The organism is Arthrobacter sp. GAS37 (assembly GCF_044908325.1).
Classification (GTDB): domain Bacteria; phylum Actinomycetota; class Actinomycetes; order Actinomycetales; family Micrococcaceae; genus Arthrobacter; species Arthrobacter ramosus.
In genome coordinates, this window is record NZ_JBIYDB010000007.1 from 1 (window position 1) to 21,075 (window position 21,075).

At 64.3% G+C, this 21,075-nt stretch carries 24 protein-coding genes and 1 riboswitch; of the genes, 22 read left to right on the top strand and 2 right to left on the bottom strand.

What is annotated here, in order from left to right:
- Nucleotides 1-344 precede the first annotated feature (344 nt).
- Nucleotides 345-848: a hypothetical protein gene (locus ABH924_RS08130; protein ID WP_404497979.1), complete on the bottom strand. Its 504-nt coding sequence runs from the start codon at nucleotides 846-848 to the stop codon at nucleotides 345-347.
- A gap of 316 nt (nucleotides 849-1,164) precedes the next feature.
- On the opposite strand from ABH924_RS08130, the gene ABH924_RS08135 reads away from it, so the two are divergent.
- The 14 genes from ABH924_RS08135 to hisF all read left to right on the top strand — a co-directional run bounded on the left by ABH924_RS08135 (nucleotide 1,165) and on the right by hisF (nucleotide 12,841).
- Nucleotides 1,165-2,046 carry a cytochrome gene (locus ABH924_RS08135; RefSeq protein ID WP_404497980.1) on the top strand — a complete coding sequence of 294 codons (882 nt, stop codon included), beginning with the start codon at nucleotides 1,165-1,167 and terminating at the stop codon, nucleotides 2,044-2,046.
- 50 nt (nucleotides 2,047-2,096) lie between these two features.
- On the top strand, nucleotides 2,097-2,663 hold the full coding sequence (gene def, locus ABH924_RS08140; protein WP_404497981.1) for a peptide deformylase: 567 nt from the start codon (nucleotides 2,097-2,099) through the stop codon (nucleotides 2,661-2,663).
- Nucleotides 2,660-3,580 (top strand): methionyl-tRNA formyltransferase, encoded by a 921-nt coding sequence (gene fmt, locus ABH924_RS08145; RefSeq protein ID WP_404497982.1) that lies wholly within the window; start codon nucleotides 2,660-2,662, stop codon nucleotides 3,578-3,580. The genes def and fmt overlap by 4 nt, the downstream gene beginning before the upstream one ends.
- The gene (locus ABH924_RS08150) at nucleotides 3,577-5,127 is read left to right on the top strand and encodes a transcription antitermination factor NusB (RefSeq protein WP_404497983.1); all 1,551 of its coding nucleotides are present in this window, start codon (nucleotides 3,577-3,579) and stop codon (nucleotides 5,125-5,127) included. Before fmt ends, ABH924_RS08150 begins: the two co-directional genes overlap by 4 nt.
- A gap of 93 nt (nucleotides 5,128-5,220) precedes the next feature.
- Nucleotides 5,221-5,892, top strand: coding sequence for a ribulose-phosphate 3-epimerase (rpe, locus tag ABH924_RS08155; RefSeq protein ID WP_404497984.1), 672 nt, complete (start codon nucleotides 5,221-5,223; stop codon nucleotides 5,890-5,892).
- A gap of 70 nt (nucleotides 5,893-5,962) precedes the next feature.
- Nucleotides 5,963-6,117: riboswitch (FMN riboswitch) on the top strand.
- 84 nt (nucleotides 6,118-6,201) lie between these two features.
- Complete coding sequence (pnuC, locus tag ABH924_RS08160; protein ID WP_404498113.1) at nucleotides 6,202-6,900, top strand: nicotinamide riboside transporter PnuC; 699 nt, start codon at nucleotides 6,202-6,204, stop codon at nucleotides 6,898-6,900.
- Nucleotides 6,897-8,048, top strand: coding sequence for a bifunctional diaminohydroxyphosphoribosylaminopyrimidine deaminase/5-amino-6-(5-phosphoribosylamino)uracil reductase RibD (gene ribD, locus ABH924_RS08165; RefSeq protein ID WP_404497985.1), 1,152 nt, complete (start codon nucleotides 6,897-6,899; stop codon nucleotides 8,046-8,048). Before pnuC ends, ribD begins: the two co-directional genes overlap by 4 nt.
- Nucleotides 8,048-8,686 (top strand): riboflavin synthase, encoded by a 639-nt coding sequence (locus tag ABH924_RS08170; RefSeq protein WP_404497986.1) that lies wholly within the window; start codon nucleotides 8,048-8,050, stop codon nucleotides 8,684-8,686. The genes ribD and ABH924_RS08170 overlap by 1 nt, the downstream gene beginning before the upstream one ends.
- Nucleotides 8,687-8,757: 71 nt before the next feature.
- Nucleotides 8,758-9,378, top strand: coding sequence for a 3,4-dihydroxy-2-butanone-4-phosphate synthase (gene ribB / locus ABH924_RS08175; protein ID WP_404498114.1), 621 nt, complete (start codon nucleotides 8,758-8,760; stop codon nucleotides 9,376-9,378).
- Complete coding sequence (ribA, locus tag ABH924_RS08180; protein ID WP_404497987.1) at nucleotides 9,375-10,076, top strand: GTP cyclohydrolase II; 702 nt, start codon at nucleotides 9,375-9,377, stop codon at nucleotides 10,074-10,076. The genes ribB and ribA overlap by 4 nt, the downstream gene beginning before the upstream one ends.
- Before the next feature lie 94 nt (nucleotides 10,077-10,170).
- A complete protein-coding gene (gene ribH, locus ABH924_RS08185) occupies nucleotides 10,171-10,656 on the top strand; it encodes a 6,7-dimethyl-8-ribityllumazine synthase (protein ID WP_404497988.1) in 486 nt (161 codons plus the stop codon).
- 117 nt (nucleotides 10,657-10,773) lie between these two features.
- Nucleotides 10,774-11,037, top strand: a complete 264-nt coding sequence (locus ABH924_RS08190; protein WP_018778638.1) for a phosphoribosyl-ATP diphosphatase — start codon at nucleotides 10,774-10,776, stop codon at nucleotides 11,035-11,037.
- 142 nt (nucleotides 11,038-11,179) lie between these two features.
- Entirely contained in the window at nucleotides 11,180-12,040 is an 861-nt protein-coding gene (gene hisG / locus ABH924_RS08195) for an ATP phosphoribosyltransferase (RefSeq protein WP_234750229.1), read from the top strand.
- Between the two features lie 24 nt (nucleotides 12,041-12,064).
- Nucleotides 12,065-12,841: an imidazole glycerol phosphate synthase subunit HisF gene (gene hisF, locus ABH924_RS08200; protein ID WP_234750232.1), complete on the top strand. Its 777-nt coding sequence runs from the start codon at nucleotides 12,065-12,067 to the stop codon at nucleotides 12,839-12,841.
- Between the two features lie 89 nt (nucleotides 12,842-12,930).
- Here hisF and ABH924_RS08205 read toward each other — a convergent pair whose 3' ends face one another.
- Nucleotides 12,931-13,575 carry a TIGR03085 family metal-binding protein gene (locus tag ABH924_RS08205; protein WP_234750234.1) on the bottom strand — a complete coding sequence of 215 codons (645 nt, stop codon included), beginning with the start codon at nucleotides 13,573-13,575 and terminating at the stop codon, nucleotides 12,931-12,933.
- A gap of 89 nt (nucleotides 13,576-13,664) precedes the next feature.
- Here ABH924_RS08205 and hisI point away from each other — a divergent pair, with 89 nt between their 5' ends.
- From hisI to lgt, 8 genes are all read left to right on the top strand, one after another.
- Nucleotides 13,665-14,093 (top strand): phosphoribosyl-AMP cyclohydrolase, encoded by a 429-nt coding sequence (gene hisI / locus ABH924_RS08210; RefSeq protein WP_404497989.1) that lies wholly within the window; start codon nucleotides 13,665-13,667, stop codon nucleotides 14,091-14,093.
- A 57-nt stretch (nucleotides 14,094-14,150) separates the two neighbouring features.
- Nucleotides 14,151-15,731, top strand: a complete 1,581-nt coding sequence (locus ABH924_RS08215; protein WP_404497990.1) for an anthranilate synthase component I — start codon at nucleotides 14,151-14,153, stop codon at nucleotides 15,729-15,731.
- Complete coding sequence (locus ABH924_RS08220) at nucleotides 15,728-16,333, top strand: Trp biosynthesis-associated membrane protein (protein ID WP_404497991.1); 606 nt, start codon at nucleotides 15,728-15,730, stop codon at nucleotides 16,331-16,333. The genes ABH924_RS08215 and ABH924_RS08220 overlap by 4 nt, the downstream gene beginning before the upstream one ends.
- Before the next feature lie 89 nt (nucleotides 16,334-16,422).
- Complete coding sequence (locus ABH924_RS08225; RefSeq protein WP_236817197.1) at nucleotides 16,423-16,695, top strand: HGxxPAAW family protein; 273 nt, start codon at nucleotides 16,423-16,425, stop codon at nucleotides 16,693-16,695.
- A 2-nt stretch (nucleotides 16,696-16,697) separates the two neighbouring features.
- Entirely contained in the window at nucleotides 16,698-17,516 is an 819-nt protein-coding gene (gene trpC / locus ABH924_RS08230) for an indole-3-glycerol phosphate synthase TrpC (protein WP_234750249.1), read from the top strand.
- A 110-nt stretch (nucleotides 17,517-17,626) separates the two neighbouring features.
- Nucleotides 17,627-19,009, top strand: coding sequence for a tryptophan synthase subunit beta (gene trpB, locus ABH924_RS08235; protein WP_234750252.1), 1,383 nt, complete (start codon nucleotides 17,627-17,629; stop codon nucleotides 19,007-19,009).
- Nucleotides 19,009-19,821, top strand: coding sequence for a tryptophan synthase subunit alpha (gene trpA, locus ABH924_RS08240; RefSeq protein ID WP_234750255.1), 813 nt, complete (start codon nucleotides 19,009-19,011; stop codon nucleotides 19,819-19,821). Before trpB ends, trpA begins: the two co-directional genes overlap by 1 nt.
- A gap of 19 nt (nucleotides 19,822-19,840) precedes the next feature.
- Nucleotides 19,841-21,058 carry a prolipoprotein diacylglyceryl transferase gene (lgt, locus tag ABH924_RS08245; RefSeq protein WP_404497992.1) on the top strand — a complete coding sequence of 406 codons (1,218 nt, stop codon included), beginning with the start codon at nucleotides 19,841-19,843 and terminating at the stop codon, nucleotides 21,056-21,058.
- Nucleotides 21,059-21,075: the final 17 nt, after the last annotated feature.

Consider the following 21,075-nt stretch of genomic DNA (forward strand, 5'->3'; position numbering starts at 1 on the left):
GGCACTTCACCGAGGCAACGAAACCACCCATCCGGAGGTTTTCAAATGAGGCAACGTATTACTCTTCCCGGAGGTATTGCAATGAGGCAACAGGGACAGAGGTGCCGCGATTGCCTGCGGTTCTCACACCGTTTTGGATCACTTGGCGAATAAGTGCGTGACTGACGCCACGTGCCGCGGCCTGCGCCACAGCGTGACGTGTCAGGTGCCCCAGGACTAACAAAGCAGGGATCCAGAATGGATCCGCCACCACGGGGAACGCAGTTCCCGAAGTGAACTGAACTCGTTGAACGAGGGTAGACCCGTCTATTTCGAACTTGGTCTCCACGGGGTGGCCCTTCGCGTCAACCGCCCAAGGCCGCAACTGAACCAATTTGATTGTCAAGGCTGTCCCGTATCGTTATCCCGCCATCCTCAAGCGGAACTAGCTGGTTCTCTTCCCTGAACTCGAAGCGATACTCCCTTGGCGACGAATTGTCCGTAATATGGATCAACGCTCGGAACGCCCCACTGCCGGCGTCCTCAATAGATGACGTGAAACGCGCCCCAGACGTTACGTGCGTCGTCAGATCACCTTTCGGTTTTTGCATAGTCGGATGGCCGGGCAAGCCCATCTGAACCTGTGTTCCTCCGTCGGTTGTCGAGGTGACTCGGCCGCTTTCGACGGACAAGTTTCGACGATCGCTGCTCCAGGTGGAGTCCAAAATCTGATCAGTCTGACTGCTGAGTGCCGACAACAAGTCGGCAGCGACCGGATCCGGTTGATTGGCGTGAGCCACAACTGGACTCATGGCCGCGGCAACCATGCCAACAGCAACTGCTACCCCCAAAAACCGGTAAATGCTCATGCTTCCCCTCCATCTAGCTGGCGTGGCTCTTGTCGGCGGTTCAACAAGAGTTTTCGGAGATGCTTTCAGCATTTTGAGGTTGATTGTCGGGTGACGGCGAAAATGAGTGCTTGGCCCAGCGAAAATGAGTGCTCTGCCCGGCGAAAATGAGTGCTCTGCTTTGAAAGGAATGAGTAGTACCGATCCGCCGGCGGCGGTCATGACCGTTGGTGGTCAGGTACGCGGGAGGGGACCCACCGATCGACGGAGCGTGCTTTCGACGGCAGCCACCTAGGCTCCGCATCTTCTTGTCAGCGGTGTGTGAAAGAGTTTTCCTATGACAGATCCACTGCTTGCCCACGCCACCGAATACGGCCGGATGTATGCCCGGTCCACGTCCGAGACCTTCTCGGTCCCTTCCATCACCACAGTGATCGGCCAGCAGGCCCACTCCCTGGACGGCTGGTTCGGCTACATGGGTGCCAGCAGCCTGGCGAAAGATCCCGAACTCCCACAACATCTGTCCAGTCCCGCCAAGCTAAGGCAGGCCGTCAACAAGGCAGCCAAGGCTGCGGAGGTGTACCGGGACGACGCCGCACGACGCGGCGACCGCGTGCATAACTACTGCGAGCAAGTGGCCCTCCGCGCCCTCGGACGCCCGCACCGCGTGAAGGAGACGCGTGAAGAGCTCGCTTCACATGGTGAGGAAGCCTTCGCGGCCCGCTTCGACGAATGGTGGGAGCTCTACCGGGTGGAGCCCATTGCGCCCGAGATCACCGTGTGGAACGCCAGCGTTGGCTACGCCGGAACCCTTGACCTCGTCGCCAAAGTCAACGGCAGGGTCTGCCTGATCGACTACAAGACCAAAGGCACCACCCGCGATGGAACAGTGAAACCCCTCGACGACAAGGTGGTGATGCAACTGGTTGCGGGCATGAAGGCCGAGGAGAGCCTTGTGGATCCAGTCGCAGGGGAGTGGGAGCCGTGGAAATACGGTGAAAACCCTGTCCTGCTTGCGGTGGCTATCGGCGAGACCGAAGTGCGTCCCCAGCGGGCCAACCCGGACGTTCTCAAGCACCACTGGTGGAAGTTCTGCGCCTTGAAGCGGGTGTGGGAGATGTCTGCCGATGTGGCTGCAGCCGGAACGGCGCTGCTCCCTGTAGCTCCGCCGTCGTACCCTGCCGCCGCGGCGCCCGCAGGCTCAACTAAACTGGCCTAGGCCCCTTTTGCGGGGACCGAAGCTTCGCCGATCGTGAGGAAAGACAGCACATGGCCATTTTGAGTATCCGTATCATCGGCGACCCCGTGCTCCGCACGGTTGCTGATCCAGTCACGGAATTCGGGCCTGAGCTCGCCAAACTCGTGTCGGACATGACCGAGACCATGGAAGACGTGGACGGTGCAGGGCTCGCCGCCCCGCAGATCGGCGTCAGCCAGCGGGTCTTCACTTACCGGATCGGCGGCGTGGAAGGCCACGTCATCAACCCCGTGCTGGAAAACAGCGATGACTTCCAGCCTGACGAGGTGGAAGGCTGCCTTTCCATTCCCGGACTCGCCTTCCCGGTTCGCCGCCGCAGGACCACACGCGCCACCGGCGTGGACCTGAACGGCAACCCCGTGTCCGTCGAGGCAGAGGGCATGCTCGCCCGCTGCTTCCAGCACGAGACCGACCACCTGGACGGGATCCTGTTCACCGACCGCCTCGAGGGTGAAGACCGGAAAACCGCCCTCCGGGCCATCCGTGCGGCGAACTACCACTCCGTGACAGAACGGACCACCGCCAAGAGGGCCAACACTGTGGGCTCCAGCTTCGGCAGCTTCGGGGCTGCCGAATGAGGGTGCTTTTCGCCGGCACCCCGGCTGTAGCAGTCCCTTCCCTTGACGCGCTGATCGCGGCCGGATTCGAGATCGTGGCGGTACTGACCAGGCCGGATGCCCCGACCGGCCGCAAACGGATCCTGACGCCGTCGCCGGTGGCAGCACGTGCGGCTGAACTGGGCATCGACATCATCCACGCCTCGAAAGTGGACGCCGGGACCACCGAGCGGATCGCTTCTTATGAGCCGGACGTCGCAGCGATTGTCGCCTATGGGGGACTCGTCCCCAAAGCCGCACTCGGAGTGCCGCGCCACGGCTGGATCAACCTCCACTTCTCCCTCCTTCCTGCCTGGCGCGGCGCCGCACCGGTCCAACGTTCAGTCATCGCCGGTGACGACATCACGGGAGCTGCTACCTTCCTCCTCGAAGAAGGACTCGACACCGGACCGGTCTTCGGGACTTTGACGGAAACCGTACGCCCTGAAGACACGTCCGGCGACTTGCTGGAGCGGCTCTCGCGCAGCGGCGCGATCCTGCTCACCCAGACACTGTCCGCCGTCGAGTCCGGCAAAGCGGCCCCCCAGCCCCAGCAAGGCGATGTCTCACTCGCGCCCAAACTAACGCTCGACGATGGCCGGCTCGACTGGACGCAACCGGCCCTCGCCATCAACCGCAGGTCCCGCGGCGTCACGCCCGAGCCGGGAGCGTGGACCATGCTCGACGGGCAGCGCGTCAAACTGGAGACTGTCGCTTTGCGCCCGGACATCCGGGACCTTGCACCGGGCCAGGTCCGGGTTGACGGCAAGAACGTCCTGGTCGGGACCGGATCCCATGCAGTGCAGCTCGGGCGGATCCAGCCTGCGGGCAAGAAGATGATGCCGTCGGCCGATTGGGCCCGTGGTTTGGCAACACCAGAAAGCGTGGAATTCGAATGAATGAGTCCGGCCGGCGCGGCCCCAACGACAATGGGAACAGGGACGGCGGGGGCCACGGCAACCGCGGTCCCCGCGGCGAAAGCAACCGCAACGCCCAAGGCCGCGAACGCAACAGGGGCCCGCAACGCGGTTTCTCCACCAACGCACCGTCCCAGAGGACCCGGCGCGCGGATCCGGCACGATTGGTGGCGTTCGAAGTCCTGCGCGCAGTCGCTTCGGAAGACGCATATGCAAACCTTGTGCTGCCCTCACGGATCCGCCACCACCACCTCGACAGGCGCGACGCCGGATTCGCCACTGAGCTGAGCTACGGGGCACTGCGCGGCCAGGGGATGTACGACGCCGTCCTCACCCAGTGCGTCGACCGGCCGCTCGACCAACTCGACCCGGCAGTCCTTGATGCGTTGCGCCTTGGTGCCCACCAGCTGCTCGCCATGCGCGTGCCTGCCCACGCCGCACTCGACCAGACTGTCGGGCTGGCCCGCGCGGTCATCGGAGCCGGCCCGTCGTCGCTCATCAACGCGGTGCTCCGAAAAGTCACCGCCAGGACGCTGCCGGAGTGGCTTGACCACCTGCTGGAAAACGAGACCGACGAAACCAAGATCGCTTCCATACGCCACGCGCACCCGGAATGGATTGTCAGGGCGCTGCGCCAATCGCTCGTCATTCATGGCCGTCCCGCGAACGAAATCACCGAACTGCTCGAAGCCGACAACGCAGCCCCTGTGGTGAACCTGGTGGCGTTGCCCGGCATAGGCAATCTTGATGAAGCCCTGGAGAGCGGGGCCACTCCCGGCGAACTCGTCATCGACTCGGCGCTGTCCAGCGGTGGCGACCTCGGGCGCATGTCCTCCATCCGCGAAGGCACCACGCGCGTCCAGGACGTCGGATCCCAGTTGGTAGCACGCGCCGTCGCGGCCGTGGACCTCGGACGGGGCGCCAAGGACGGCGAGAAGTGGCTGGACCTTTGTGCCGGTCCCGGTGGCAAGGCCGCGCTGCTGGCCGCCCTCGCCCGCCAGGAAGGCGCGAGCCTCTTGGCCAATGAACCCGCCGAACACCGGGCAAAGCTGGTCAGCCAAGCCCTCTCGGCGGTTCCGGCGGACGCCTGGACCGTGCGGGTAGGCGACGGTCGCGACGTCGGCAAGGAACAGCCGGAAACTTTCGACCGCGTGCTGGTCGACGTCCCCTGCAGCGGCCTTGGCGCGCTCCGCCGCCGCCCCGAATCACGCTGGCGCCGGACGCCCAAGGACCTTGCCGATCTCGGTCCGTTGCAGCGCGAATTGCTCAACTCGGCCATCGACGCCGTCAAACCGGGCGGAGTGGTGGCGTACGTGACGTGCTCCCCGCACCCGGCCGAAACCACCGCCGTCGTCAGCGATGTCCTGCGCAAGCGGGACGACCTGGAGCAGATCGACGCCGGAGCGGCCCTGGACGCGGTCAGCCTGAGTGGCAACCTGGGCGCCGGGCACGAGTTGACCGCCCAATTGTGGCCGCACGTGCATCAAACCGATGCGATGTTCCTGGCGCTTATCCGGAAGAAGCCGTAACCTTCGCCGCCATTCCGCGGCTGAAAGTCCCGCGTGCCTAAGCTGGAGAATTGCCAAAACCATCAGACCGCCACCAACACTGAGGGAACTGCCTTGACCGAGTGCTGTATCAACCCGAGCATCCTGTCCGCGGACTTCGTGAACCTGGAAGCCGAGCTGAAGAGAATCAGCAACGCCGACGCCGTCCACGTCGATGTGATGGACAACCATTTTGTCCCGAACCTGACGCTCGGCCTGCCGGTTGTGGAGCGGATCCAGGCTGTGAGCCCGGTCCCGCTCGACGCCCACCTGATGATCGCCGACGCCGACCGCTGGGCGCCGGCCTACGCCGACGCCGGCGTGGCTTCCGTGACCTTCCATGCGGAAGCGGCGATGGCTCCCATCAAGCTCGCCCGTGAGCTCCGTGCCCGCGGTGCGAAGGCAGGTATGGCCCTTCGTCCGGCCACGCCCGTGGAACCATACCTGGACATGCTCAGCGAACTGGACATGCTCCTCATCATGACCGTGGAACCGGGCTTCGGCGGACAATCCTTCCTGGACGTCACGCTGCCGAAGATCCGTCGGGCGCGTGCGGCGATCGACGGCTCGGGCATCGGCGTCGCAATCCAGGTCGATGGCGGCGTCACGGAGGAGACCATTGTCCGGGCAGCCGAGGCCGGCGCGAATGTGTTCGTTGCCGGGTCCGCCGTCTACGGCCATGCGGACCCCGCTGCCGCTATTGAGCGGCTGCGTGCCGCCGGCCTCGCGGCAATGTGGCAACAATGACGCAATTGCATGCATATTGCTCCGGGAATACATCGGCCATGCCTCCAGTTGTGTCAGAATAGCAACACACATACGTGCTCCGGGGTCGGTGTAATTCCGAGCCGGCGGTTATAGTCCGCGACCCGCGAGCCATCGCGTTTCCTTCACGGGAATCACGACGGCGGACGGTTGAACTGGTGGAATTCCAGTACCGACAGTTAAAGTCTGGATGGGAGAAGCACGTACAGTCATGCCTTGGCGTTCCGTGCGTCCGGCATCGCACTGTCGTACACCCCCGGAGCCATCGCGGCATTCGAGGGAAGGAACGACATGGACTTTCTGCGATGGCTCTTCGAAGCACAGATTCCCGTAGGCGGATCTGTCCTTGTTCTTCGCGAAGTGCTAGGCAATATTTTCGGGCTCGCCAGCGCCCTGGGCGGCATGCGCCGCAAAGTCTGGGCATGGCCCATCGGGATCGCAGGCAACCTGCTCCTGCTGACGGTCTTTCTTGGCAACGTCTTCGGTGCCGCCTCGCCGGCAACCCTGTGGGGCCAGGCCGGACGCCAGATCATGTTCATCAGCGTCGCCGCCTACGGCTGGTACCGCTGGCGCCAGGGCCTCCAATCAGGCACCCACGGCCGCGCCATTGTGCCCGGATGGGCAAGCCCCAAAGTGCGGATCGCAATGGTGGCAGCCATGATTGCGGGAACAGCCGCCCTGACTCCCGTCTTCGATTCCATGGGTTCCTACCCTCCTGTGTGGGCAGACGCGTGGACCTTCATGGGTTCACTCCTGGCGACGTATGGGATGGCACGCGGCTGGACCGAATTCTGGCTGATCTGGGTTGCCGTTGACATCGTGGGAGTTCCGCTGCTTTTCAGCGCAGGCTACTTTGCCAGCGCGTTTATGTATCTCTTTTACGGGTTCTTCACACTTGCCGGATTCTTTGTCTGGTGGCGCGCTGACCGACGTGAAAGCCGGCCGCTCAGGCCAATGCCCGAGCCGGAAACTGCAGGAGCCCTCTCATGAGCGACGTTTCGAAGCTGAATTTCCCGGAGGCTGAGTCTGCGGCCATGGAGACCGCACTGCACGTGGCCCTCCGGGGACACCGTGGCGCGAATCCCTTGGTGGGAGCGGTTGTGCTCGGGCCCAACGGAGAGCAACTCATTACGGGCTACCACCGCGGCGCCGGCACGCCACACGCCGAGGCGGATGCCATCGCCAAGGCGCAGGCAAAAGGCCTCGACCTCACCGGAACAACCATGGTGGTGACCTTGGAGCCTTGCAACCACATAGGGCGCACGGGACCTTGTGCGCAGGCCATCATTGACGCCGGCATCTCCCGCGTGGTCTACGCCGTGGACGATCCCCACGATCCCGCCGCCGGAGGTGCCGGGACGCTGCGCGCTGCCGGAGTGGACGTGCAGTCCGGGCTTGCCGCCGCCGAGGCCTTGAAGCTGAACCGCGAGTGGTTCCACGCGGTGGAAGCCAGGCGCCCCTTCGTCACGCTTCACATTGCACAGACCCTGGACAGCAGGATCGCGGCCACGGACGGGACCAGCCAATGGATCTCCAGTCCGGAATCGCTGGCCGACAACCACGGACTGCGGCGCTTGATCGACGCCATTCTGGTGGGCACCGAAACGGTCCTGGTGGACAACCCGCGGCTGACGGCGCGCGAGGCGGATGGCGAGGAATCGCAAAGCCAGCCGCTCCGGGCCGTCATGGGGCTGCGGGAGGTCCCCGCGGATGCCGCGGTACGGGGGACTGACGGCAAGTTCATCCATTTGCCGACCCGCGACCCTTCCGAGGCCTTGGAGTTGCTTTTCGCCGAAGGCGTCCGGCACGTCATGGTGGAAGGCGGTTCCCGCATCCTGAGCGCCTTCCTTGCCGCGGGTCTCGTGGATGAATTGATCGTCTATCTTGCGCCCACCCTGTTGGGCTCCGGTACAGCGGCCCTGACGGATCTCGGCATCTCCACCCTCGCCGACGCCCAGCACTGGAACTGGGACGACGCCGGCGGCGGTTCAGTCCATGCACTGGGTCGCGACCTCCGGCTGCATCTGAGGTCCGGACCATCGGAGGGAAACAAACCGGCCTGGACGAAATCCCACACCGAACACCACGAACCATTTCCGGGCAAGGACGCCTCGGACACCACTACAGGAGGACACTGATGTTTACCGGAATCGTTGCTGAACAAGGCACGGTCCTGTCCGTCGAGCACGACGGCGAGGCCAGCGCCACGCTGCGCCTCATGGCCCCCAGCACCACTGAAGGGCTTGGCCTGGGCGGCTCCATCGCCGTCAACGGCGTGTGCCTCACCGCGACGGACATCGACGGCCGGGAGTTCAGCGTTGACGTCATGGGCGAAACCCTCGTCCGGACCACTATCGGCGAACTGACCGCGGGTGACACTGTGAACCTCGAGCGTTGTGTCCAGGCGGGCGGCCGCTTGGACGGCCACGTCGTCCAGGGGCACGTCGACGGCGTCGGGCGGCTTCTGGAGCGCGAGTCGCTGGGCAACTGGGACCGCCTCCGCTTCGCCGTGCCGGCCCCGCTGGCACGGTACATCGCCGAAAAGGGGTCAATCGCCGTCGACGGCGTTTCACTCACCGTCACCGCCGTCAGCCCGGCCGAAGAAGAGAACCCATGGTTTGAAGTGGGACTCATTCCCACCACCCTGGACGAAACCGGGCTCGGGGCCAAGGCCACAGGCGGCCGCGTCAACCTTGAGGTGGACGTCCTCGCGAAATACACCGAGCGCCTGCTGTCCTTCCGTACACCGGCAACCGCCGCCGGGGCTGCCCAGTGAGCGCCGCACACAACGGCAGTACCACAGTGGTGCGCCAGGGGCTGGACCCCGTTGAGAAGGCCGTGCAGGCCATGGCGGCCGGCCGCCCCGTCATTGTTGTGGACAATGAAGACCGCGAAAACGAAGGCGACATCATCTTCGCCGCCGAACACGCGACGCCCGCCCTCATGGGATGGACCATCCGCTACAGCTCGGGAGTCATTTGCGTTCCCCTCGAGGAGTCGCGGGCTAATGCCCTGGCGCTGCCGCCCATGGTCCTGGTCAATGAAGACGCCAAGGGCACGGCCTATACCGTGTCCTGTGATGCTGCGGTGGGCGTGAGCACCGGTATTTCCGCAACGGACAGGGCCCTGACGGCCCGGATTCTGGCTGATTCCAGCAGCACGCCGTCCTCGATCACCCGTCCCGGGCATATTTTTCCGCTCCGGGCCGTTAAGGGGGGAGTGCGTGAACGTCCGGGACACACGGAAGCGGCAGTTGATCTTTGCAGGCTTGCGGGGCTCGCCCCGGTGGGCGTGATCGCCGAGTTGGTACATGACGATGGTGAAATGATGCGCCTGGACAGCCTCCGGGAGTTCGCTGCCGAGCATGGATGTCCTTTGATTTCGATCGAGGATCTCGTGGCTTACGTTGTAGCGTCGGAGGCTGAGCACCAGGTTGCAATTCCGGCAGGAAACGAGGAGCAGCGATGACTACAGCGACAACGCACGACGGCGGCACGCCCGCGCGCGCAACGCATCCCGTGAGCGGCGGCCCGATTGTCCAGCTACCCACCGCCTTCGGTGAGTTCGTGGCACAGGCGTGGATCGACCTTGCAACGGGTGCGGAGCACCTGGCGGTAAGTTCCCCGAAAGCGCCGCGTGCAGGCAAGGCCCCGCTGGTGCGCCTGCACTCGGAGTGCCTCACGGGCGACGTTTTCGGCTCGTACCGCTGCGATTGCGGCGAACAGCTGGCCTACGCCCTCGAGCTGATCCGCGAAGAGGGCGGCACCCTGCTCTACCTGCGCGGACAAGAAGGCCGCGGCATCGGCCTGGCCAACAAGATCAAGGCCTACGCACTGCAAGAGGCCGGATTCGACACGGTTGAGGCCAACGAGCAGCTCGGGCTGCCGGTGGACGCCCGCTGCTACAAAGCGGCTGCGCAGATCCTTGCCGAAATGGGCCTTCACGAAATCCGCCTCCTGAGCAACAACCCGGACAAGCAGAACAGGCTTGCCGCGGCTGGCGTGAAGGTTGTCGAGATGGTGCCCACCGAGGTTCCGTCCCGTGAAGAAAACCTTCGCTACCTTCAGACCAAGAAGGACCGCATGGACCACCGACTGACCCTCGGCGACACCGAACCGGCCGGCACCCATGCAGCTGCCGGCACTTTTGACCTCGAACAAGACTGAACTGCACTACCAAGACTGAACTGCACTACCAAGACTGAACTGCACTACCAAGACTGAACTGCACCAACAAGGCTGAACGGACTACCACACACCCATGAGCGGACACGGCGCCCCCACCATCGACCTCACCACCCTGAACCCGGAGGAAACCCACCAACTGAAACTCGCCATCGTGGCCGCGAGCTGGCATACCCAGATTATGGACGGGCTCCTCGACGGGGCACTGCGTGCTGCAAAGGAAGCCGGCATCTCCGAGCCCACCGTGCTGCGCGTCCCGGGGTCCTTTGAGCTGCCCGTCGCGGCCGCACGGCTCGCGCCGCACTTTGACGCCGTCGTTGCCCTCGGCGTCGTGATCCGCGGCGGGACGCCGCACTTCGACTACGTGTGCCAGGCGGCGACGTCGGGACTCACCGAAGTAAGCGTCCGCACCGGCGTGCCGGTGGGCTTCGGCGTGCTCACCTGCGATACCGAGCAGCAGGGCCTGGACCGCGCCGGACTGGAAGGCTCGTCCGAGGACAAAGGGCACGAAGCCGTGACCGCGGCGCTCTCCACTGCACTGACCCTCAAGCAGTACACCTAGCAAATCGACGCAAGGGATGTGGGCGTGCCGGCGCACTTTGTGCGTTCGCTCACATCCCTTCCGTCATCCAATGACCCGACAGGCGGTCACCGGCCCCGAGCAAGTAGGCTGTAGGGCGTGAAGAATTTCGAGACGCTGTTCGCAGAACTGAGCGAAAAGGCAGCGACCCGTCCGGCAGGCTCCCGCACCGTCGCCGAATTGGACTCCGGAATCCACGGCATCGGCAAGAAAGTCGTGGAGGAAGCCGCCGAAGTCTGGATGGCGGCAGAGTATGAATCCGATGAAGCCGCGGCCGAGGAAATCTCCCAGTTGCTCTACCACCTGCAGGTCCTGATGCTCGCCAAGGGTCTGAGCCTGGAAGACGTTTACAAGCATCTCTAGCCACGTCCGCTCCGTCAGGGCCTGAAGAGGTCTCACCGGAGCGCCAGCGTGGCCCTCGCGCTCACCGCAAAGTTTCTTCTGAGAACAGTGCCGTGAGCACAATGCCTGAAACATCCCCTTCCACTCCCCAAGAAAGTCCCCAATGCTGCGAGTAGCCGTCCCCAACAAGGGATCCTTGTCCGAAGCCGCCTCCGCGATGCTGACCGAGGCGGGATACCGCCAGCGCCGCGATACCCGCGAACTCGTCATGGTCGATCCCGACAACGACATTGAGTTCTTCTTCCTCCGCCCCCGTGACATCGCCGTGTATGTCGGCCAAGGAACGCTCGACGTCGGCATCACCGGCCGCGACCTCCTGCTGGACGCGCAGGTCGAAGCCGAAGAGCTGCTTCCCCTTGGCTTCGCCGCGTCCACCTTCCGTTTCGCCGGCCCCGTCGGCGACTTCTCCAGCGTCGAGCAGCTTGAAGGCAAGCGCCTCGCGACGAGCTACGACGGCCTCTTGCGCGACTACCTCGCCGAGCGCGGCGTCAAAGCCAAGGTCGTCCGCCTCGACGGCGCCGTTGAGTCTTCCGTTCGCCTCGGCGTCGCTGACGCGATCGCCGACGTCGTCGAAACCGGAAACACGCTCAAAGCTGCAGGAATGGAGATCTTCGGCGAGCCCATCCTCAAGTCCGAAGCCGTCCTGATCCGCCGCACCGGCGAGGGCGGTGCCGCAAACGGCACCGCGAAGGAGATCGAGGTCCTGATCCGGCGCCTGCAGGGCGTGCTCGTCGCGCGTCAGTACGTCCTCATGGACTACGACATCCGCAAGGACCTTGTGGAGGAAGCCGCCACCCTCACCCCGGGCCTTGAATCGCCCACCGTGTCGCCGCTGCGCGACTCGGATTGGGTCGCTGTCCGCTCCATGGTTCCGAAAAAGGAAACCAACCGGATCATGGATGAACTGTACGACCTGGGCGCCCGCGCCATCCTGGTCAGCAGCATCCACGCCTGCCGCATCTGACACGAGACACTTCCAGGAGTAGCAATGGCTGTAGCAGTACGTGTCATCCCTTGCCTAGATGTCGACGCTGGCCGTGTGGTGAAGGGCGTCAACTTCGAGGGTCTTCGCGACGCCGGAGACCCCGTCGAGCTGGCGCACCGCTATGACAACGCCGGGGCAGACGAACTCACGTTCCTTGATGTCACGGCGTCTTCCGGCAACCGGGAAACCACGTTCGACGTCGTTCGCCGCACCGCCGAGGAAGTCTTCATCCCGCTGACCGTCGGCGGTGGCGTCCGGGGCGTGGCTGAAGTGGACAAGCTCCTGCGTTTCGGCGCGGACAAGGCCTCCATCAACACGGCCGCCGTCGCGCGCCCGGACGTCATCGACGAGATCACCCGCCACTTCGGCTCTCAGGTGCTGGTCCTGTCGGTGGACGCGCGGCGGACGAGGCCCGGCTCCGAGCCCACGGCTTCCGGCTTCGAGGTGACCACCCACGGCGGACGCCAGGGAACCGGGATCGACGCCATTGCGTGGGCCAAGGAAGCTGCGGACCGCGGTGTGGGGGAGATCCTCCTGAATTCGATCGACGCCGACGGCACCAAAGACGGCTTCGACCTCGAACTCATCCGCCTTGTCCGTGCGGCCGTCCACATCCCGATCATCGCTTCCGGCGGCGCTGGAGAACCGGCGCATTTCCCGCCCGCAGTGGAAGCAGGTGCCGATGCCGTTCTGGCAGCCTCGGTGTTCCACTTCGGTCCGGATGACATGATCGCCCAGGTCAAGGCAGCGATTCGCGAAGCAGGTTTCCTGGTCCGCTAGTAGTTCCCGACCCAAGTAGCTCGCATTTGTTGTCGTTTTGAGCCCTCATAACGGCAACAACTGCGAGTCAGTTGGGGTTTAACGGCGGGTCAGAGGCCGACTTCGGCTGACTGAAGAAGGGCGACGGCGTCCGGTTGGCCTTCGAAGGTGACCAGCGCGTGATGCGTGCGGCCGTGGGCGTGCATCAGGAGCTCACCGGGCTCGCCTACGATGGCGACCGATACGGGAGCCCGCTTGGCAACATGGCGGGGACCTGTGGGGCGGACCAACACGATCCCGAGATCCACGCCGCGGTAGAGAATGGCAGCGCGCTTGATCAATTCGTCCCACAAGGCGTCCGAGTATTCCTGGTCCAGGGCCCGCGGAGCCCAACGGTCTCCGGCCCGGCGGATGTCTTCCGTGTGCACGAAATATTCAATGAGGTTCGAGGACTCATCGAGGGCCTTGATCTTCAGGGGAGACAAGGCGGGCGGCCCCGAGCGGAAGGTATTCACCAGCTCGGCGTAATCTTCCGTGGTTTTGAGCTTGGAGGCCAGTTTTGCCGTGGCTTTGTCCGAGGCCCGGGCAAGGCTCTTGATGACCAAGCCGATACCGACGGCCGCTTTGCGCTCCCGCAAGTACAAGTGCGCCGCGAGGTCCCTTGTCAGCCACCCTTCGCAGAGCGTGGGGGAGTCAGGTCCGGCCGCCAGGAGTGTTTCGGCCAGTACTTCGCGGGAGGGATCGACGAAATGCATCACTTGTGAAACTAGCACGAGACGCGCTGTGTTGCGCAGTGGAACCGCCGCTGAATTTCGGCTCCGTATGAGGCACTAGACTTGATCTGATGTCTGAGCAGTCAACACCCCCAGCCACGCCCGCTGCCGCTTTTGCCGCGGAGCCCGTCGTCGCGCCCGTAAGTCCTCTCCCGCAAGAGCTGGCCGCCGCGCTGAAGCGCGATTCTGCCGGTCTTGTGGCAGCGATCATCCAGCAGTTCGACACCGACGAAGTGCTGATGCTCGGCTGGATGGACGACGAGGCGTTGCACCGCACCCTGACCACCGGACGCGTAACGTTCTTCTCCCGTTCCCGCCAGCAATACTGGCGCAAGGGTGACACTTCCGGGCATGTCCAATTCGTGAAATCGGTGGCCCTGGATTGCGACGGCGATGCCCTCCTGGTCCGCGTCGACCAAGTAGGCGCGGCCTGCCACACCGGTACACGCACATGCTTCGATGACCGGAGCCTCGCCGCCGTGACCGGCGAGCGGGACTAGCCCACCACACACCATCCACTGAGGCAAGCACAGAAGAAGAGGCGGAGAACACTAACCATGCAGGACCTTGGAATCATCAGCCCGGGCCTGGAGGAGTTCCGCGAACTCGCCGCACACAGCCGGGTCATCCCGGTCCGGCTCAGGGTACTGGCCGACGCGGAGACTCCCATCGGGCTCTACCGCAAGTTGGCCCAAGGCCAGCCCGGTACCTTCCTCCTGGAGTCGGCAGCCGTCGGCGGAGCATGGTCACGCTATTCCTTCATTGGTTCCCGTTCCCGCGCCACCTTGACCAGCAAGGACGGCCAGGCCCACTGGATCGGCGAGCCTCCCGTCGGCGTGCCGGTCGACGGCAGCACGGTCGACGCCGTCCGAGACACCATTGCTGCCCTGCAAACCGACCGCTTCCCGGACCTTCCGCCCTTCACCTCCGGACTTGTCGGCTTCCTCGGTTGGGAAACCGTCCGGCACTGGGAGAAGCTGACCAGCCCGCCGGAGGATGACCTCCACCTGCCGGAACTGGCGCTGAACCTCGTGACGGACATGGCCGTCCACGACAACATGGACGGCACCGTCCTGTTGATCGCCAACGCGATCAACTTCGACAACAGTTCCGAACGGGTCGACGAAGCCTGGCACGACGCCGTCGCCCGGGTGAAGCGACTGCTGGACCAGATCAGCACGCCGGTGAAGCAGCCCGTATCGGTGTTGCAGTCCGAAGCCCTCGACTTCGCGTCCAGCGTGCAGGAACGCTGGGATGAGCAGGATTACCTGAACGCGATCGATCGCGGCAAGGAAGCAATCGTCGATGGCGAGGTCTTCCAAGTGGTCATTTCGCGACGCTTCGAAATGGAGTGCTCCGCGGATCCGCTGGACGTTTACCGCGTACTGCGCAACACCAACCCGAGTCCATACATGTACCTCTTCAGCCTCGAAGATCCCGACGGCCGCGAATACACGATTGTCGGTTCTTCTCCCGAGGCCTTGGTGACGGTCACGGGCAATGAGGTCATCACCCACCCGATTGCCGGATCGCGGCCCCGTGGCAAGACCGTCGAAGCCGACAAGGCGCTGGCCACCGAGTTGCTCGCGGACCAGAAGGAACGCGCCGAACACCTCATGCTCGTGGACTTGTCCCGCAACGACCTGTCCAAGGTCTGCGTGGCAGGAACCGTGGACGTCACGCAGTTCATGGAAGTCGAACGCTTCAGCCACATCATGCACCTCGTGTCGACAGTGGTCGGAGAGTTGGCACCCGGGGCAAAGGCATACGACGTGCTCAAGGCGACCTTCCCCGCCGGCACGTTGTCCGGTGCCCCCAAGCCGCGGGCATTGCGTCTCCTGGACGAACTCGAACCGCACCGACGTGGCATCTACGGCGGCGTGGTGGGTTACCTGGACTTCGCAGGCGATATGGACATGGCGATCGCGATCCGCTCGGCACTGTTGCGTGAGGGCCGGGCGTATGTCCAGGCCGGCGGCGGGATCGTGGCCGACTCCCACAAGCCTTCCGAAGCGCTCGAGACCGTGAACAAGGCGGCTGCCCCCTTGCGTGCCGTGCACACCGCCGGATCGCTGCACGATATTTCCCCGGACGCGGTTTCCGGGGAAACGATCGTCGACGGGAACCCCGCCCTATGAGCGCCGCCCGGCCCCAGACGGCCACCACAAAGCCTCCCGTGTGGGCACGGAAGGGCAATGTCGTGCTCGCCATGGCAATCCTTGCCCTTGCCGTCTTCGGGACCACCACACAGACCTGGATCAACGTCCGGCTCGATCCCGCTGCCGCGGCGAATGCCGATCTCCACGTTCAGGGGAGCAAGGCCGCAACTGCGGTGACCGCACTCGCGCTCGTCGCCCTTGCCGGGGGACTGGCATCGTCCATCGCGGGCAAGGTTTCGCGCTGGACCATTGCGACGATCATCGTGCTTGCCTCGGCAGGCATCATTGTCGCCGCGGTGACGGTCCTGGCAGACCCCCTCGGTGCGGCGCAAGGAACCATTGCGGCGACCACCGGCATTTCGGGTGGACACGCCGCTGCGTCGTCCACCGTGTTCCCGGTACTCGCTGTCGTGGCTGCAGGGCTGCTGGCTTTGAGTGGTGGCCTGCTCCCGCTCGCGGGCCGGCACTGGAAGGCGCGCACCAAGTACGACGTCGCCAGCCGGGCAGCCCTCGCGGGTTCCGGACCCGTCGACGAGATCGACAGCTGGGACAGCCTCTCGCGCGGAGAAGACCCCACGTAAGACCCGACTGTCCGGACGTCGGACGATGTCCCGGGTGCGGTCAATAAATGGCAGAATGTAAGCAGTATTCATCCTGAGGAGATTTTCACATGAGCAAAACCACAGTGTCCGCGAGCAAGGCCCCTGTGACCGCTGCCAGCCACAGCGACGCCATCGGCCACGGCAACAGCCCGGCCGCGTGGACCTGCGTGATTGTCATGCTGGTAGGGGCCCTGGTGTCCTCCATCGCCTTTGTTATCGCCAGCACCCCCATTTTCATCGCCGGCATCGTCGTGATGGTGGCCGGCCTGATTGCCGGCTGGGCCATGCGCAAGGCCGGCTACGGCGTCGACGGCAGCAAGCTGAAGAACGCCGGCCACTGACCGTGACCGTTCTTGATGACATCATCGTCGGTGTCAGGGAGGACATGGAGGCCCGTCGCCGCCTTGTCGGCCTTGACGAGCTGAAAGAACGCGCCGCGGCCACCGCTCCTGCGCTGGACGCGTGGGCTGCCCTGGGCGGTCCGTCAGCCAGCCGCGACGAACTGAAGGTCATCGCGGAAATCAAGCGCCGCAGCCCCTCCAAGGGCGATCTCGCGAGCATCGTCGACCCTGCTGCGCTTGCAGTGCAATACGCCGACGGCGGCGCCTCCGTGATCAGCGTCCTCACCGAACAGCGGCGCTTCAACGGCTCCCTGGCGGACCTGGACGCGGTCCGGGCCGCCGTCGACATTCCGTTGCTGCGCAAGGACTTCACGGTTGACGAGTACCAGATCTGGGAAGCCCGCGCCCATGGTGCGGACCTCATCCTGCTGATCGTCGCCGCGCTTTCAGATGCACAGTTGCGGGAATTCAGCGCGTTGAGCCACGAGCTCGGCATGAACGTCCTGGTGGAAACCCACACGCCCGAAGAAATCGAGCGTGCGGCCGCAGCCCAGGCGCGGATCATCGGGGTGAACGTCCGCAACCTCAAGACGCTCGACGTCGACCGCTCCCTGTTTGCCTCGCTCGCCGGAAGCATTCCAACCGGAGCGGTTGTCGTGGCTGAGTCCGGAGTGCGGAACGCCGACGACGTCGCGCATTATGCGGGGAACGGTGCCCACGCAATCCTTGTGGGCGAAGCCCTTGTGAGCGACTCCACCCCGCACGAGCGGATCAGCGAATTCAAGGCGGCCGGAGCTGCCGCCATCGCCGTCAGGACCTGAGACAGGCCTGATTCGCGGCGTGGACCCGGACAGCAGCAGACAACGCGGCTGGTAGCTGACCTGCGGCCCTGGAAAAACCCAACTACCAACTGAACAGGACGGTGAGACTGATGGTGGACGCATCAACAGCCAACTCGCAAGAGAATGTGGCCGACGCATTCCTACAAGGTGGAGCCTCGCTCCGCAACGCCGCTGGGCCCTACTTCGGCTCTTACGGCGGACGCTGGATGCCCGAGTCCCTCATCGCCGCCCTGGACGAAGTCGAGGACACGTTTGAGAAAGCCAAAGCCGATCCTGAGTTCCTTGCCCAGCTGAAGGACCTCAACAAGAACTACTCGGGCCGTCCGTCGCTGCTCACGGAGGCCAAGCGTTTCTCTCAGCACGCCGGCGGCGCGCGCATCTTCCTCAAGCGCGAAGACCTGAACCACACCGGATCCCACAAGATCAACAACGTCCTCGGCCAGGCTTTGCTCGCGAAGCGCATGGGCAAGACCCGCGTCATCGCCGAGACCGGCGCCGGCCAGCACGGCGTTGCCAGTGCCACCGCTGCAGCCTTGCTCGGACTGGAATGCGTCGTCTACATGGGCGCCGAGGATTGCCGCCGCCAGGCACTCAACGTGGCCCGCATGCAGCTCCTGGGCGCCACCGTGGTTCCCGTGACCAACGGATCACAAACGCTCAAGGACGCCATCAACGACGCCCTCCGCGATTGGGTTTCCAATGTGGACAACACCCACTACTTGCTTGGCACCGCTGCAGGGGCACACCCGTTCCCGGCGATGGTGCGCTTCTTCCACGAGGTCATCGGCGAGGAAGCGCGCGCCCAGATCCTGGAGCAGACCGGCAAACTTCCGGATGCCGTTTGTGCCTGCATCGGTGGCGGTTCCAATGCCATCGGCATCTTCCACAGCTTCCTGGATGACGCCTCCGTGAAGATCTACGGTTTTGAAGCCGGCGGCGACGGTGTCGAAACAGGACGCCACGCGGCCGCCATCACCCTTGGACGCCCCGGCGTGCTGCATGGTGCCCGGTCTTACCTCATGCAGGACGAAGACGGCCAGACCATCGAATCCCACTCGATTTCCGCAGGTCTGGACTACCCGAGCGTCGGTCCGGAGCACTCCTACCTCGCGGACATCGGCCGCGTCACGTACGAGCCCATCACTGACACCGAGGCCATGGACGCGTTCCGCCTGCTCTGCCGGACCGAAGGCATCATCCCAGCCATCGAGTCCTCGCACGCCCTCGCCGGTGCCATCAAGGTGGGCAAGCAGCTCACCGAAGGCAAGGAAAACCCGGCTGACACGATCATCATCGTGAACCTGTCCGGGCGCGGTGACAAGGACGTGGAAACGGCCGCCGAATGGTTCGATATGTTGGATGAAAACGGCAACGTCAAGGGCACCACCCTCTCCACGCGCAAGCCCAAGGGCCCGTCCGAACGCAGCAACCTTGAGATCAGCACTGAAGAAGCAAGCGAGGACCAGAACTGATGACTGAGCAGATGACCAGCAAGTCCGCTGCCGCGATCGACCGCGCGAAGGCACAAGGCCGGGCCGCGTTGATCGGATACCTGCCCGCAGGCTACCCGGACGTTCAGTCAAGCATCGACGCCGGCATTGCCATGGCCCGCAACGGCGCGGACCTCATTGAAATCGGCATCCCGTATTCGGACCCTGTCATGGACGGCTCCGTTATCCAGGCTGCAACCACAGAGGCCATCGCCAACGGGTTCCGCGTGGCCAGCGTTTTCGACGTGGTAGCGGGCATCACCGCAGCCACTGACGCCGCCGTGCTTGTCATGACCTACTGGAACCCGGTGATGCGCATGGGCGTCGACGAGTTCTCACGCAGGCTGGCCGAAGCCGGGGGAGCCGGACTCATCACGCCGGACCTCATTCCGGACGAGGCTGCCGAATGGTTCGCGGCATCAGACAAATACGGACTCGACCGGGTCTTCCTCGTGGCACCCTCGTCTACGCCGGAACGCTTGGCGATGACGGTGGAGGCGAGCCGCGGTTTCGTTTACGCCGTCTCCATCATGGGCGTCACCGGAACGCGGCAGTCTGTCAGCAGCAGCGCGGAAAAGCTTGTCGCCGACACCCATGCGGCCGGTGCCGAGAGGGTCTGCGTCGGGCTCGGAGTCTCCAACGCAGACCATGTCCGCGAGATTGCGGCATACGCCGACGGCGTGATCGTCGGTACCGCGTTGGTTGCGGCCATCCGCGACGGCGGCGTTGACGCCGTCGCGCAACTCACCAAGAACCTCAGCGCCGGCCTCGGCCGGGCAACAGCGCAGGCTTAGAAAAGGAAAAGCGTAGACAATGCAGAGTCTCCTCCACGTCGCGGCAATGGCTCCCATGAGCATTCCGAGCCCCTCATGGTCCGGATTTGATATTCCGCTGCCGTGGGGGACTCTCCGCATTCATGCGTACGCCCTGTGCATTCTTCTCGGCATCATCCTGGGCCTGTGGCTCACCGCCGTGCGCTGGAAGCGCCGCGGCACTCCCGAAGGCAGCCTGTGGGACATCGCCATCTGGGCGATCCCCTTCGGCATTGTGGGCGGACGCCTCTACCACGTCATCTCCTCGCCGGACGCGTACTTCGGCCCGGGCTTCAACGGCACGGGCGACCTCTCCCTGATCCCGCAGATCTGGCGGGGTGGCCTGGGCATCTGGGGTGCCGTGGTTCTCGGCGTTGTCGGTGCTTGGCTCGGCTGCCGCCGCTCCGGCGTCAAGCTGACCGCCTTCCTCGACGCCGCAGCCCCCGGGCTCCTGCTGGCGCAAGCGATCGGGCGTTGGGGGAACTGGTTCAACCAGGAACTCTTCGGCGGACCCACCACGTTGCCATGGGGCCTTCAAATTGACCCGAACAGCCCCAATTTTCCGGCCGGAATGCCGAGTGACACACTGTTCCACCCGACGTTCCTTTACGAATCCCTCTGGAACATCATCGGCGTCGTGGTCCTCCTGGTCCTGGACCGCCGCTTCCATTTCCGCCGGGGCAGGCTCTTCTGGCTGTACGCCATCTACTACACGCTTGGTCGCGTCTGGATCGAAGCGTTGCGGATTGACGATGCCGAACAGATCAACCTCTTCGGCATCACCACACGGCTCAACGTGTGGACCAGCATCTTCGTCTTCGTCGCAGCGCTCATCATCTTCATCGTCCTGAGCCTGCGCGGCAGGCCGGAGCCGGACACTGCCTACCTTCCCGGCAGGGAACCTGCTGCGGTGACCGCCGAAGAGGACGAGCCCGCCACGGTTGACTCAAGTGCCGGGGACGATGAGACGACTGCTGCTGAGGCGAACCGCACAATTGTGACCGATACGAAGGCCCATGATACGGACGGATCTGTCTCAGATACCGGTGCGCATGGTAATCTCCGGAATAACCAAAGCGATCTGGGCCATACTGCTGAGCCTACGGAAACGGCCGAGGAGTCACATGCCGGCGTCACGTCGGATTCCGGCTCCGCGTCCACCGAAACCACCGCCAGCAGCGCCCCCGGATCCGGGCCGGAAGCTGGCAGCACCAAGTAGCCAGCGCTACGGCACAG